Source organism: Serinicoccus sp. CNJ-927 (genome assembly GCF_001942435.1).
Classification (GTDB): Bacteria; Actinomycetota; Actinomycetes; order Actinomycetales; family Dermatophilaceae; genus Ornithinicoccus; species Ornithinicoccus marinus.
Genome location: NZ_MKKF01000001.1, coordinates 87,915 through 101,119 on the forward strand (window position 1 = coordinate 87,915; position 13,205 = coordinate 101,119).

The 13,205-nt window shown below is 74.2% G+C and carries 11 protein-coding genes and 1 pseudogene; 10 read left to right on the forward strand and 2 right to left on the reverse strand.

Going from position 1 to position 13,205, the window contains the following annotated elements; translation table 11 throughout:
• Positions 1–4 precede the first annotated feature (4 nt).
• Positions 5–1,189, reverse strand: coding sequence for an acyl-CoA dehydrogenase family protein (locus BJF86_RS00425; protein WP_075816528.1), 1,185 nt, complete (start codon positions 1,187–1,189; stop codon positions 5–7).
• Positions 1,190–1,315: 126 nt separating this feature from the next.
• Here BJF86_RS00425 and BJF86_RS00430 point away from each other — a divergent pair, with 126 nt between their 5' ends.
• Entirely contained in the window at positions 1,316–1,702 is a 387-nt protein-coding gene (locus tag BJF86_RS00430; protein ID WP_075812702.1) for a MerR family transcriptional regulator, read from the forward strand.
• Between the two features lie 86 nt (positions 1,703–1,788).
• Positions 1,789–3,570, forward strand: a complete 1,782-nt coding sequence (locus BJF86_RS00435) for an acetyl/propionyl/methylcrotonyl-CoA carboxylase subunit alpha (protein ID WP_075816529.1) — start codon at positions 1,789–1,791, stop codon at positions 3,568–3,570.
• Positions 3,571–3,672: 102 nt separating this feature from the next.
• Here the strand turns inward: BJF86_RS00435 and BJF86_RS00440 are convergent, their stop codons facing one another.
• Entirely contained in the window at positions 3,673–5,139 is a 1,467-nt protein-coding gene (locus tag BJF86_RS00440; protein WP_075816530.1) for an NAD(P)H-quinone dehydrogenase, read from the reverse strand.
• Between the two features lie 31 nt (positions 5,140–5,170).
• Between BJF86_RS00440 and BJF86_RS00445 the strand changes: the two genes are divergently transcribed.
• The 8 genes and pseudogenes from BJF86_RS00445 to BJF86_RS00480 all read left to right on the forward strand — a co-directional run bounded on the left by BJF86_RS00445 (position 5,171) and on the right by BJF86_RS00480 (position 13,203).
• A complete protein-coding gene (locus BJF86_RS00445) occupies positions 5,171–6,010 on the forward strand; it encodes a purine-nucleoside phosphorylase (protein ID WP_075816531.1) in 840 nt (279 codons plus the stop codon).
• Between the two features lie 40 nt (positions 6,011–6,050).
• Entirely contained in the window at positions 6,051–7,748 is a 1,698-nt protein-coding gene (locus tag BJF86_RS00450) for a phospho-sugar mutase (protein ID WP_414819921.1), read from the forward strand.
• A gap of 39 nt (positions 7,749–7,787) precedes the next feature.
• On the forward strand, positions 7,788–8,399 hold the full coding sequence (locus BJF86_RS00455; protein ID WP_075816533.1) for a hypothetical protein: 612 nt from the start codon (positions 7,788–7,790) through the stop codon (positions 8,397–8,399).
• A 44-nt stretch (positions 8,400–8,443) separates the two neighbouring features.
• A complete protein-coding gene (locus BJF86_RS00460) occupies positions 8,444–9,010 on the forward strand; it encodes a uridine kinase (protein WP_237768007.1) in 567 nt (188 codons plus the stop codon).
• A 172-nt stretch (positions 9,011–9,182) separates the two neighbouring features.
• Positions 9,183–10,226 carry a hypothetical protein gene (locus tag BJF86_RS00465; protein ID WP_075816535.1) on the forward strand — a complete coding sequence of 348 codons (1,044 nt, stop codon included), beginning with the start codon at positions 9,183–9,185 and terminating at the stop codon, positions 10,224–10,226.
• A 14-nt stretch (positions 10,227–10,240) separates the two neighbouring features.
• Complete coding sequence (locus BJF86_RS00470; RefSeq protein ID WP_075812714.1) at positions 10,241–10,921, forward strand: DUF4129 domain-containing protein; 681 nt, start codon at positions 10,241–10,243, stop codon at positions 10,919–10,921.
• On the forward strand, positions 10,918–12,183 hold the full coding sequence (locus BJF86_RS00475; protein ID WP_075816536.1) for a DUF4350 domain-containing protein: 1,266 nt from the start codon (positions 10,918–10,920) through the stop codon (positions 12,181–12,183). Before BJF86_RS00470 ends, BJF86_RS00475 begins: the two co-directional genes overlap by 4 nt.
• Positions 12,180–13,203: pseudogene (locus BJF86_RS00480) on the forward strand (AAA family ATPase). The gene BJF86_RS00475 and the pseudogene BJF86_RS00480 overlap by 4 nt, the downstream one beginning before the upstream one ends.
• The last annotated feature ends 2 nt before the right edge of the window (positions 13,204–13,205 follow it).

Below are 13,205 nucleotides of genomic sequence, written 5' to 3' on the forward strand. Positions count from 1 at the left end.
GCTGTCAGCGGGCGGGGAGCCCGAGACCGCGGGCGATGACCATCCGCTGCACCTCCGAGGTGCCCTCGCCGATCTCGAGGATCTTGGCGTCGCGGTAGAAGCGGGCGACGGGGTACTCCTCCATGAAGCCGTTGCCGCCGAAGAGCTGGGTGGCGATCCGGGTCGAGGTGACCGCGGCCTCGGTGGAGTAGAGCTTGGCGACCGCCGCCGCCTGCTTGACCTCGGCGACCGAGCGGCGCCCGGCCTCCTGCTCGTCCTTGAGCCAGGCCGCCCTGTAGGTGAGCAGCCGCGCCGCCTCGACCATGACCGCCAGGTCCGAGATCTGGAAGGAGACTCCCTGGTTGACCGCGATCGGCTTGCCGAAGGCGGTGCGCTCCTGGCTGTAGGCCGTGCACTCCTCGAGCATCCGCTGGGCGCAGCCGAGCGCGAGCGCCGAGATCGCGATCCGGCCGTCGTCGAGGGTCTTGAGGAACTGCTTGAAGCCCTCGCCGCGCTCGCCGAGCAGGTGGTCCTCGGGCACCCGGCAGTCCTCGAAGCTCAGGCCGTGGGTGTCGGAGATGTGCCAGCCGAGCTTGCGGTAGGACGGCTCGACGACGAAGCCGTCGGTGCCGGCGGGGATCATGATCGCGCTGATCTCCGGCCGGCCGTTCTCGTCCTCGCCGGTCTTGGCGGTGACAGTGACCACGGAGGTGATGTCGGTGCCGGAGTTGGTGATGAAGGCCTTGGCGCCGTTGACCACCCACTGGCCGTCCTCGACCCGGGCGCGGGTCTTGCTGGCGGCGGCGTCCGAGCCGGCGTCCGGCTCGGTCAGCCCGAAACCCGCGAGGGTCTTGCCGGCGAGCAGGTCGGGGAGCCAGCGCTCCTTCTGCTCCTGGGTGCCGTAGGACAGGATCGGGTTGATGCCCAGACCGACGCCGGCGGACAGGGTGATGCCGATCGACTGGTCGACGCGACCGAGCTCCTCGATCGCGAGGCAGGTATACGTGAAGCCGCCGTGCTCGGTGCCCGCGCCGCCGAACTCCTCGGGGGCGTTGAGGCCGAACAGACCCAGCTCGCCCATCTTGGGGACGAGCTCGGTCGGGAAGTGGGAGTCCCTGTCCCACTTCTCCACGTGCGGCGCCACCTCCCCCTGCGCGAACTCGCGGACCAGGCCGCGGAACTCCTCATGATCCTGGGTCAGTTCGAACATCGCCGTCCGCATCCTCGCTCGCGCTCGGGGGGTGACGGGGGCTCCCGGCACCGTCCCTCCATCGTGCTTGACGTTGACGCGAAGGTCAAGCAAGATGGTCCCGGACGACTTGACGTAAGGACAACCATGACCGACGCCACCACGACGTGGACCATCGCCCAGATGGCCGACGACTACGACGTCACCCACCGGGCGCTGCGCCACTACGAGCACCTCGGCCTGCTCGGGCCCGACCGCGAGGGGCAGCGCCGCATCTACCACCGCCGCGAGCGCACCCGCCTCGCGCTCATCCTGCGCGGGCGCCGGCTGGGCTTCTCGCTCGAGGAGATCGCCACCATCCTCGACATGTACGACGACCAGCCGGGCGAGGTCGGTCAGCTGCGCTACCTGCTCTCCCAGATCGGCGACCGGCGGGCCGACCTCGAGCGCCGCCGCCGCGACATCGAGGACAGCCTGCGCGAGCTGGGCGAGCTGGAGCAGCGCTGCGCCGAGGACGTCGCGCGGCTGTCCTGAGCAGCGGCGACCGCGACCGGCGAGGTCTGCGGGCGCGCGCCGGAGTCGCGCGCGTCGGGCATACCCCTGGGGCTAGGGTGACCCCCATGCCGATCAGCAAGGTCCTCATAGCCAACCGCGGCGAGATCGCCGTGCGCATCGCCCGCGCCTGCGCCGACGCGGGCCTGGGCTCGGTGGCGGTCTACGCCGAGCCCGACCGCGACGCGCTGCACGTCAAGGTGGCGGACGAGGCCTACGCACTGGGGGGCAGCACCCCCGGCGAGTCCTACCTGCTGCAGGAGAAGCTGCTCGACGTCGCCCGGCAGGCGGGGGCGGACGCGGTGCACCCGGGCTACGGCTTCCTCGCGGAGAACGCCTCCTTCGCCCAGGCCGTCATCGACGCCGGGCTGACCTGGATCGGCCCCTCCCCCGAGGCGATCGACTCCCTCGGCGACAAGGTCAAGGCCCGGCACATCGCGCTGGAGGCGGAGGCGCCGCTCGTGCCCGGCACGACCGACCCGGTCGACGGGCCGGACGAGGTCGTCGCCTTCGCGACCGAGCACGGCCTGCCGGTCGCGATCAAGGCGGCCTACGGCGGCGGGGGCCGCGGCCTCAAGGTCGCCCGCACGATGGAGGAGATCCCCGACCTGTTCGACTCCGCCGTACGCGAGGCGGTCACCGCCTTCGGCCGCGGCGAGTGCTTCGTCGAGCGCTTCCTCGACCGCCCGCGGCACGTCGAGACCCAGTGCCTGGCCGACCAGCACGGCAACGTCGTCGTCGTCTCGACCCGCGACTGCTCGCTGCAGCGGCGCAACCAGAAGCTCGTCGAGGAGGCGCCGGCACCGTTCCTGAGCGAGGAGCAGCACGCCGAGCTGGTGCGGGCGAGCAAGGCCATCCTGCGGCAGGCGGGCTACGTCGGCGCCGGGACCTGCGAGTTCCTCGTCGGGCCGGAGGGTGACATCTCCTTCCTGGAGGTCAACACCCGGCTGCAGGTGGAGCACCCGGTGACCGAGGAGGTCACCGGCGTCGACCTGGTGCGCGAGCAGTTCCGCATCGCCGACGGCGAGGAGCTCGGCTACGACGACCCGGTGCCGCACGCGCACTCCTTCGAGTTCCGGCTCAACGCCGAGGACGCCGGTCGCGACTTCATGCCCGCGCCGGGGACGGCGCTGGTCTTCCGGCCCCCGTCGGGACCGGGCGTGCGGCTCGACTCCGGCGTCCTCGAGGGCGACGCGGTGGCCGGCGCCTTCGACTCGATGCTCGCCAAGCTCATCGTCACCGGGCGGACCCGGCAGCAGGCGCTGGAGCGCTCGCGCCGGGCGCTCGCCGAGTTCGAGCTGGAGGGTATGCCCACCGTGCTCGCCTTCCACCGGGCCGTGGTCACCGACCCCGCGTTCGCCCCGGAGGACGCGGACCAGCCCTTCACCGTGCATACCCGCTGGATCGAGACCGACTTCGACAACACGATCGAGCCCTACTCCGGGCCGACCGCCGAGGACCCGGGCGAGCAGGGCGAGCGGCAGAACCTCGTCGTCGAGGTCGGCGGCCAGCGGCTCGAGGTCTCGCTGCCCGCCGGGCTGTCACTCGGCGGTGGCGGCGGTGCCTCGTCCGGCGGCGGCCGGCGCAAGGCGCCCAAGCGCTCCCGCGGCGGCGGTGGCGCGGCGGCGGCCTCGGGTGACGCGGTGACCGCGCCGATGCAGGGCACGATCGTCAAGATCGCGGTCGAGGAGGGCCAGAGCATCGCCGAGGGCGACGTCGTCGTCGTGCTGGAGGCGATGAAGATGGAGCAGCCGATCAAGGCGCACAAGGGCGGCACCGTCACCGGCCTGTCCGCCGCCGTCGGCGACACCGTCACCAACGGCGCCGCCATCTGCGAGCTCAAGGACTGACCGGACACCCCCGTCCGACCGTCCGCCCTCCCCCACCGAGCGCCGCCCATGGTCGGCTCAGGACAACCACACGCGACGCCCGGTGGTATGCCCCGGGCCGGGTCAGTCGGCGATCTCGTGCAGCTGGCGGGCGGCCTCGGACAGCGAGCCGCTCATCGACGGGTAGACCGTGAAGGTCGCCGAGAACTGGTCGACGTTGAGCCGGTTGGCGACGGCGAGCGCGATCGGGAAGATCAGCTCGCTGGCGCGCGGGGCCACGACCACTCCCCCGACGATCGTCGCGCTGCCGCTGCGCGCGAAGAGCTTGACGAAGCCGTCCTGCAGGTTCTGCATCTTGGCCCGCGGGTTCTTGGTCAGCGGCAGCATGACCGCGCGCGCGTCCACCCGCCCCTCGTCGACGTCGGCCTGGCTCACGCCGACCGTGGCGATCTCGGGGTCGGTGAAGATGTTGGAGCTCACCTTGCCCAGCGACAGCGGCGCCACCGCGTCACCGAGGGAGTGCGCCACCGCGATCCGGCCCTGCATCGCCGCGATCGAGGCGAGCGGGAAGACGCCGGTGCAGTCCCCCGCGGCATACACCCCGGGCGCGCTGGTGCGCGAGACCCGGTCGACCTCGATGTGCCCGGACGGGCTCACCCGGACACCGGCCTCCTCCAGCCCCATGTCCGAGGTGTTGGGGATCGAGCCGACGGCGAGCAGCGCGTGGCTCCCCCTCACCTCGCGCCCGTCCTCCAGGGTCACGACCACGCCGTCCCCCTCGCGGCGCACGGCTCCGGCGCGCGACCGGTTGAGCACCGTCATCCCCCGGCGCCGGAAGACCTCCTCCACGACGTTGGCCGCGTCGGCGTCCTCCCCCGGCAGCACCCGGTCGCGCGAGGAGATCAGCGTGACCTGGCACCCGAGCCCGAGGTAGGCGTGCGCCAGCTCGGCGCCGGTGACGCCGGACCCGATGACCACCAGGTGCTCGGGCAGCTCCTCGAGGTCCCAGATCTGCTGCCAGGTGAGGATGCGCTCGCCATCCGGCTGCGCCGAGTCCAGCACCCGCGGGCGGGCACCGGTCGAGACGAGCACGAGGTCGGCCTCCACCTCACGCCGGGTATGCGCGTCGTCGCAGTCGTCCTCGTGCGGCGCCGGCTCCTCGCCGGACTCGACCTCGTCCACTCCCTCGACGATCTGCACCCGGCCGTCCGGGAGCAGGCTGCCGGCGCCCTGCACGACCTCGACCCCGGCCGACTCCAGCCGCTCACCGATGTCGCGGCTCTGCGCCCGGGCGAGGTCGAGGATGCGTGAGTTGACGTCGGCGATGTGCGCGGTGACGCCCTGGTCGCCCGGCACCTGGGCGCCGTCGAAGTGCACGCCGATCCGCTTGGCGGCGCTGAACCGGTCCATGAAGTCGGCCGTCGCGATGAGCGCCTTGCTCGGCACGCAGTCGGAGAGCACCGCGGCCCCGCCCAGCCCGGAGCGTTCGACGACGGTCACCTCGGCACCGAGCTGCGCGGCGGCCAGGGCGGCCTCGTAGCCGCCGGGGCCACCACCGATGACGACGACGGACTTGTTGCCAGCACTCACACCCCTATCCAACCATCGCTACCCTGAGCCCGTGACTACTGGTGCAGCCCGAGACCTCGCCCTCGACGACCCCGCGACCGACCCGCTGGAGGTGGCGCAGGCGGCGGCCGACGTCATCGCCGAACGGACCGGGGTGCCGCAGCACGACATCGCGCTCGTCCTCGGCTCCGGCTGGAAGCCCGCCGCCGACGCGCTCGGGCGGGCCGACGCCGAGATCGACCACGCCGACGTCCCCGGCTTCGCCGCGGCGGCGGTCGCCGGGCACTCCGGCACGATGCGCTCGATCCCGCTGGCGAACGGCCGGCGTGTGCTCGTCTACGGCACGCGCACCCACTTCTACGAGGGGAAGGGGGTGCGCTCCGTGGTCCACGCCGTGCGGACCGCCGCGGCCGCGGGCTGCTCCACCATCGTCCTCACCAACGGCTGCGGCGGGCTGCGGCCGGAGTGGGCCCCGGGCACCCCGGTGCTCATCAAGGACCACATCAACCTCACCGCGACCTCGCCGGTCGAGGGGGCGAACTTCGTCGATCTCACCGACCTCTACTCCCCCCGCCTGCGCGACCTCGCCCGTGAGGTCGACGCCGACCTCGACGAGGGCGTCTACGTCCAGTTCCCGGGGCCGCACTACGAGACCCCGGCCGAGGTCCAGATGGCCAAGGTGATGGGGGGTGACCTCGCCGGTATGTCGACCGCCCTGGAGGCGATCGCGGCGCGGCAGTCCGGGCTCGAGGTGCTGGGGGTCTCCCTGGTCACCAACCCGGCCGCGGGGATCAGCGAGACCCCGCTGGACCACCAGGAGGTCATCGACGCCGGCGCCGCGGCGGCGCAGCGCTGCGGCGAGCTGCTGGCCCGCATCGTCGAGCGCATCTGAGCGCCACCGCCCCGACGCGCCCCACCCACACGCACGAGAGGTGACCCCCGTGAGCGACCCGACCGACCTGCTGCGCACCGCCCGCACCTGGCTGGAGGACGACCCCGACCCGGCGACCCGCGAGGAGCTGCAGCAGGTGCTCACCGCCGCCGAGGGCGGCGACGACACCGCGCTGGCGGACCTGCAGGACCGCTTCAGCGCCTTCCTCGAGTTCGGCACCGCCGGCCTGCGCGGCCGGCTCGGGGCCGGGCCCAACCGGATGAACCGCTCGGTCGTCATCCGCACCGCGGCCGGGTTGACGGCCTACCTCCGGGCGCGGCTGGCGGAGTCCGGCGACGCGACCCCGGGCCCCGCCGTGGTCGTCGGCTTCGACGCACGCCATCACTCCGACGTCTTCGCCCGCGACACCGCTGCCGTCGTCACCGCGGCCGGCGGGCGGGCGATGGTCCTGCCCCGGCCGCTGCCCACGCCCGTGCTGGCCTTCGCGATCCGCCACCTCGGGGCCGACGCCGGGGTCATGGTGACGGCGAGCCACAACCCGCCGGAGGACAACGGCTACAAGGTCTACCTCGGCGACGGCTCGCAGATCGTGCCTCCCGCCGACCGTGACATCGCCGAGCAGATCAACGCGGTCACCGCGACCGCCGACGTGCCGCTCGCGCAGGACGGCTGGGAGACCGTCGGCGAGGAGGTCCTCGAGTCCTACCTCGCGGCCGCGGTCGCCGTGCTCGACCCGACCAGCCCGCGCGAGCTGTCGGTGGTGCACACCGCGCTGCACGGGGTCGGGTCCGAGGTCGTGCGCCGGGCCTTCGAGCAGGCCGGTTTCCCCGCCCCCGCTCCCGTGGCCACCCAGGCCGAGCCGGACCCGGACTTCCCGACCGTGGCCTTCCCGAACCCCGAGGAGAGCGGGGCCATCGACGCCGCCCTGGAGCTCGCCGAGCAGGTCGGCCCCGACCTCGTCATCGCCAACGACCCGGACGCCGACCGGTGCGCGCTCGCGGTCCGCGACGGCGACGGCTGGCGGATGCTGCGCGGCGACGAGGTCGGTGCACTGCTCGGCCAGCACGTCATCGACCGCGGGCGCGCCGGCGGCGACCGCCCGGTCCTCGCCCGCTCCATCGTCTCCTCCCGGTTGCTCGGCGCGATGGCCCGGTATGCCGGGCTGCAGGGCGAGGAGACGCTCACCGGGTTCAAGTGGATCGGCCGGGTCCCGGGGCTGGCCTACGGCTACGAGGAGGCCCTGGGCTACTGCGTCGACCCGGCGACCGTGCCGGACAAGGACGGCGTCACCGCGGCGCTCCTGGCCGCCGAGCTGACCGCCACCCTCGCGCAGCAGGGCCGCACCCTCGCGGACCTGCTCGACGACCTGGCGCAGCGGCACGGCGTGCACCAGACCGACGCCTTCTCGGTGCGGGTGAGCGACCTGGCGCAGATCCCGCCGGTCATGGCGCGGCTGCGGGAGCAGCCGCCGCAGGAGCTGGGCGGTGTCCCGGTGGCCCGGGCCGAGGACCTCGCGGACGGTGTCGACGGGCTGCCGCCGACCGACGGGCTGCGCTTCCTGCTCGAGGACGACACCCGGGTCATCGTGCGGCCCAGCGGCACCGAGCCCAAGCTCAAGGTCTACCTCGAGGCCGTCGTGCCCGTCGAGGACCGGGCCGCGCTGGCGGCGGCCCGGGACGAGGCGGCCCGACGGCTCGCGTCCGTGCGCGCCGGCATGGAGGAGCTCACCGCCGTCTGAGACCACGGGAGCCTGCCCCCACCGGGCTAGGATCGGTGCGTGGAGCAGGACGACCAGGGACTCACCGGTGAGGTCATCGGTGTCTATCGGACCCTTCCGGCCCGCATCCTGGGCTGGCTCATGGTGGCCGGTGCCGCGGTCCTAGCCGCCCTGACGATCTGGGACGTCGGGTCGGGCCGCACCGAGGGACTGCTGGGAGCGGTCGCCCTCGTCCTCGGCATCGCCGCCGTGGCCTGGGCGCTCTTCCTGCGACCGCACGTCGTGCTGCGCGAGGACGGCGTGCTGCTGGCCAACGTCGTGGCCGACACGTCCGTGCCCTTCGCCGCCGTCGACGAGATCACCCACCAGTGGGCGCTGGAGCTGCACGACACCGCCGGCCGGCGGCACAGCGCCTGGGCCGTGCCGGCCAAGCGGGAGCGCGTCCGGCGTCAGCAGATCGACGACTTCGCCGAGACCACCCGCCGGCGTGGCGACGCGGGAGCGACGGCACAGGGGGTGGCCGACGAGGCGCAGCGCGCGCTGCAGCGCTGGCGGCTGGACGGCGGAGAGCTGCACGGTGGCCTCGAGGCGGCGCGGACGCGGCTGGCCTGGCCGGCGATCGTCGTTCTCGGGGCGGCGATCTGCCTGGCGCTCGTCGCGATCCTCGCCTGAGCAGCCGTCGGGGCCCGTCGGGCACCCTCCTAGACTGTCCGCCCATGGACCCGGCCCCTCCTCCTGCCCGCGTGCTCGTCCTCGCCGGCCCCAGCGGCGCCGGGAAGTCGCGGCTCGCCTCTCGCCTGCACGCCCGCCACGGCTGGCCGGTGGTCCAGCTCGACGACTTCTACCGCGAGGGCACGGACACCGGTCTGCCGATGAGTCCTCTCGGCCTGCCGGACTGGGACCACGTCGACTCGTGGGACGGCGAGGCCGCCCTGGACGCGCTCGAGCAGCTGTGCCGCGAGGGCACCGCACACATGCCGGTCTACGACATCGGCCGCTCGGCCGTCAGCGGCACCCACGAGGTGCGCCGCGACGGGCATACCGTCGTCGTCGCCGAGGGGATCTTCGCCGCCCACGTCGTGGCCGGGCTGCGCGAGCGCGGCCTGCTCGCGGGCGCCTGGTGCATCCGCAACCAGCCTGGACGACCTTCGCCCGGCGCCTGGCGCGCGACCTCGCCCAGCGCCGCAAGCCCCCGCTCACCCTGTGGCGGCGGGGTCACGTCCTGCGCCGCGCCGAGCCGGGTATCGTGGCCGCACAGCAGGCGCTCGGTGCCGCACCGATGACCGCACGCGAGGCAGAGGCTCGGGCCGGGGGACTCCAGCGACCACCGGCGACGCAGCCACGAGAGACCGACCGAGGAGCAGGGGGATGACCCAGCCACCCTTCGGCCCGCCGCCCGGCGGCCAAGGACCACCCGACCGCACGCCCCTGCCGCCACCGGTACCCCCGGGTCCGATGGACCCGCCCCCGGGACAGGCGCCGGGCGCGCAGCAGTGGCAGCAACCGGCTCCCCCGCAGCAGTGGCAGCAGCCACCGCAGCAGCAGCCGCAGTGGCAGCAGCTGCCGCCCGAGCAGCTCGCCCGGATGCACCAGCCCGGCGTCGTGCCGCTGCGCCCGCTCACCCTGGGCGACATCTTCGGTGGTGCGCTGCAGACGATGCGACGCAACCCCGAGGCCACCATCGGCATGGGCTTCATCGTGCTCGCTGTCCTGCTCGTCCCCTCGCTGCTGCTCTCCCTGCTCCTGGGCAACGTGCTGACCGGCATGAGCGACCTCGACGTGCAGGCGCTGCAGCTGACGCTCGGGGCGATCTTCTCGGGCCTGTCCTCCATCACGCTCACCGGCATGATCGTGCACGTCGTCGGGGAGGCCGTCCTCGGCGACCGCGCCGGTCTGGGCGACACCTGGCGGGCCGTCCGCAGCCGGCTGCTCGCGCTCGTCGGCACCGTGCTGCTCATCGGCCTCATGACCGTCATCGCCGCCGTGGCCCTGGTCCTGCTGATCGTGCTGATCGTCGCGGCGCTCGGGGACAGCGCGCTGTCGGTCCTCCTCGTCGTCCTGCTCAGCCTCGGGGCGCTGGTCGGTCTCGTGTGGGCGGCCTGCCGGCTCAGCCTCGCACCGGCACCGGTGGTGCTGGAGCGGGTCGGCCCCTGGCGGGGCATCGCCCGCGCCTGGACCCTCTCCACGGGCGGCCAGGGCTGGCGCATCGTCGGGATCACGATGCTCGCGGGCATCGTCACCGCGATCTTGGCCGGCGTGATCCAGGTGCCGATCACCGGTGCCCTCATCGCGGCCCTCGGACCCGCCTGGCTCGACCCGCTCAGCCCGGCCGCGCTCGTCACCGACCACGCGCTCCAGCTCGTGGTGGGTGCCCTGACCATCCCGTTCACCGCCGGCGTCACCGCGCTGCTCTACCTCGACCAGCGCATCCGGCGTGAGGGTCTGGACGTCTCGCTCGTGCGGTCGGCGCAGGCGCGGGCCGCCCAGCGGTCGGGCTGACCAGGAAGACAGGTATGCCCTGGCCCCGGCAGGCGGGACACACCCTGCCCGCGGCTCCGCTCGACCCGGACCGGGACGAGGCGCGACGCCTGCTGACCGAGGAGCTGGAGTCCGGCGACTACCGGCTGCAGGAGCCCTGGCTGACCCGGGCCTGGAGATGGTTCGTCGAGCAGCTGCCGGACGTCCCCGACCTGGGCGCGCTGCCCCCGTGGACGACCTGGGCGGTGCTCGGTCTGGTGCTCTGCGCGGTGGCGGCCGTCCTGGTCTTCGCCAGCCGCGACCGGTGGCGCGCGGGACGGCTCGCCCCGCAGACCGCTGCGGGACCGGTCCTGGGCGGTGTGCGGCGCTCCGCGGCCGACTACCGCACCAGCGCCCGGGAGGCGCTGTCGGCGGGACGGGTCGACGAGGCCGTCCTCGACGGCTACCGGGCGCTCGCCGCCGGAGCCATCGAGCGCACGCTGCTCGACGACCGCCCGGGCCGCACCGCGCACGAGGTGGCCCAGGAGCTCTCCCCCGTCTTCCCGGTGCACGCCGACGACCTGCGGCGGGCCGGTGACGTCTTCGACGCGGTCCGCTACGGCGACCACCGCGCGAGCACCGAGCAGGCGCAGGCCGTGCTCGCGCTCGACGAGCGGCTGCTGGACTCACGACCCGAGCTCGCGGCGGCTGCACCGCGCTCGACGGTGCCGTCGTGAGGGCGCTGCGCCGGTATGCCCCGTGGGCCTTGCTCGCCCTCGCCGCCGTGGTCGTGGCAGCGATGCTGACGACCCCACGCTCAGGTGAGCTGCTGCACCCGATGAACCCCGGCCCGGACGGGGCGCAGGCGCTGCACGAGGTGCTGGTGTCCCAGGGCGTGGAGGTGGAGATCGTCGCCGGGACCAGCGAGCTCGACCCGGCCGACCTCGGTCCCGGCACGTCGGTGCTGCTGCCGCACACGGCATACCTCGGGCCGGAGAGCGGGCCCGACCTGCTCGCCGAGCTGGCGACCGCGGGACTCGACCGCCTGGTCGTGCTCACCGACGACCCGGGCCGCGACGTCGGCGCAGCGCTCGGGCTCGACATCGACACGAGCAGCGGGTCCGGCATCTCCGTCGCCGCGGACTGCTCGCACCCGCTGGTCCGCGAGGGCGACCGGGTCGTCGGGTGGGACGTGCTCTTCTCGGCCGGCGGCGAGGACCGGGCGGGGACCACGGCGTGCTACCCGCCTGGGGCGGGTCACAACGCCGGCGGCGCGCGCGAGGGCGCCCTGCTCGTCCTCGAGGCGCAGCCGGACCGGCCGGTCACGGTGATCGCCGGCACCGGCCCGGCCTGGACCAACGCGCAGATCACCGAGGAGGCCAACGCGGCGCTGGCGCTGCGTGCGCTGGGTGCCAGCGACCGGCTGCTCTGGGTGCTGCCGCAACCGGGCGACGCCGGGCTGGACGCGGCCTCCTCGCTGTGGGACGTGCTGCCCCGCAACCTCACCGCCGCGCTGTGGGTCGTCGCCGGCGGTGTGCTGGCCCTCGCCCTCTGGCAGGGACGACGCCTCGGGGCGGTGGTCACCGAGCCGCTGCCCGCCGTGGTCCGTGCCACCGAGACCACCCTCAGCCGCGGCCGGCTCTACCACCAGGCGCACGACCGCGACCACGCGGCCCGCGCCGTCCAGGCCGGCGCGCGACGCCGGATCGCGCCGGTGCTGGGGCTGCCGACCGGTGCCGGCCTGGACGCCCTGGTGCGAGCGGTGAGCGGGGCCACCGACACCGACGACGCCCGGGCCCGCCGGCTGCTCGTGGACCCGCCCGCGCTGCCCGACGACGCCTCCCTCGTGCGCCTGGTCCGGGAAATCCACGACCTCGAGGCGCAGGTGCGGCGACCCACGACGCGGGCAGCCACACCAGCCGTCTCCGGACCGGCGACCCCCGGACCCGCTCCTGGTGGCGCACCAGCGCCCCGACCGACTCGCGAGAGGACACCATGACCGACCAGCACGACCCGACGACGCCGCCGGAGGGGCCCGCCCCGACCTCGCCCGGCCCCTCCGCCGACCGTGCCGAGGCCGCCCGCACGGCGCTCCACGCCGTCCGCGCCGAGGTCGGCAAGGCCGTGGTCGGGCAGGACCAGGCCGTGTCCGGTCTCATCGTCGCGCTCCTGGCGCGTGGGCACATCCTGCTCGAGGGTGTGCCCGGCGTCGCCAAGACCCTGTTGGTGCGCACGCTGGCCGCGGCCCTGTCGATCGACACCAAGCGGGTGCAGTTCACCCCCGACCTCATGCCCGGGGACGTCACCGGGTCGATGGTCTACGACAGCGGTCGCGGCGAGTTCGAGTTCCGCCCCGGTCCGGTCTTCACCAACCTGCTGCTGGCCGACGAGATCAACCGCACCCCGCCCAAGACGCAGTCGTCCCTGCTCGAGGCCATGGAGGAGCGCCAGGTCACCGTCGACGGACGTCCCGTCCGCTGCCCACCCCGTTCCTCGTGGCGGCGACGCAGAACCCGGTGGAGTACGAGGGCACCTACCCCCTCCCCGAGGCTCAGCTGGACCGCTTCCTCATGAAGGTCACGCTGCCGCTGCCGCCGCGCGAGGACGAGACCAAGGTGCTGGAGCGGCACGCGGCCGGCTTCGACCCGCGCGACCTCGCTGCCGCCGGGGTGCGCGCGGTCGCCACCCCCGAGGACCTCGCGGCGGGTGCGGCCGCCGTCCGGGAGGTGCAGGTCTCCCCCGAGGTCATCGGGTATGTCGTCGACCTCGCCCGGGCGACCCGCGAGGCGCCCTCGCTGCAGCTCGGCGTCAGCCTCGCGGGGCCACCGCCCTCATGGGCACGGCCCGGGCCTGGGCGTGGCTGTCCGGGCGCGACTTCGTCACGCCGGACGACGTCAAGGCGCTGGCCCGGGCCACCCTGGCGCACCGGGTGGCGCTCCGCCCGGAGGCCGAGCTCGAGGGCGTGACCAGCGACTCGGTGCTGGACTCGGTCCTCTCCAGCGTCCCCGTCCCTCGCTGACC

Excerpts from the sequence above, each read along its gene's own strand:
- BJF86_RS00425 (WP_075816528.1), bottom strand. The coding sequence starts at position 1,189 with ATGTTCGAACTGACCCAGGATCATGAGGAGTTCCGCGGCCTGGTCCGC.
- BJF86_RS00430 (WP_075812702.1), top strand. The coding sequence starts at position 1,316 with ATGACCGACGCCACCACGACGTGGACCATCGCCCAGATGGCCGACGAC.
- BJF86_RS00435 (WP_075816529.1), top strand. The coding sequence starts at position 1,789 with ATGCCGATCAGCAAGGTCCTCATAGCCAACCGCGGCGAGATCGCCGTG.
- BJF86_RS00460 (WP_237768007.1), top strand. The coding sequence starts at position 8,444 with ATGGACCCGGCCCCTCCTCCTGCCCGCGTGCTCGTCCTCGCCGGCCCC.
- BJF86_RS00465 (WP_075816535.1), top strand. The coding sequence starts at position 9,183 with ATGGACCCGCCCCCGGGACAGGCGCCGGGCGCGCAGCAGTGGCAGCAA.
- BJF86_RS00470 (WP_075812714.1), top strand. The coding sequence starts at position 10,241 with ATGCCCTGGCCCCGGCAGGCGGGACACACCCTGCCCGCGGCTCCGCTC.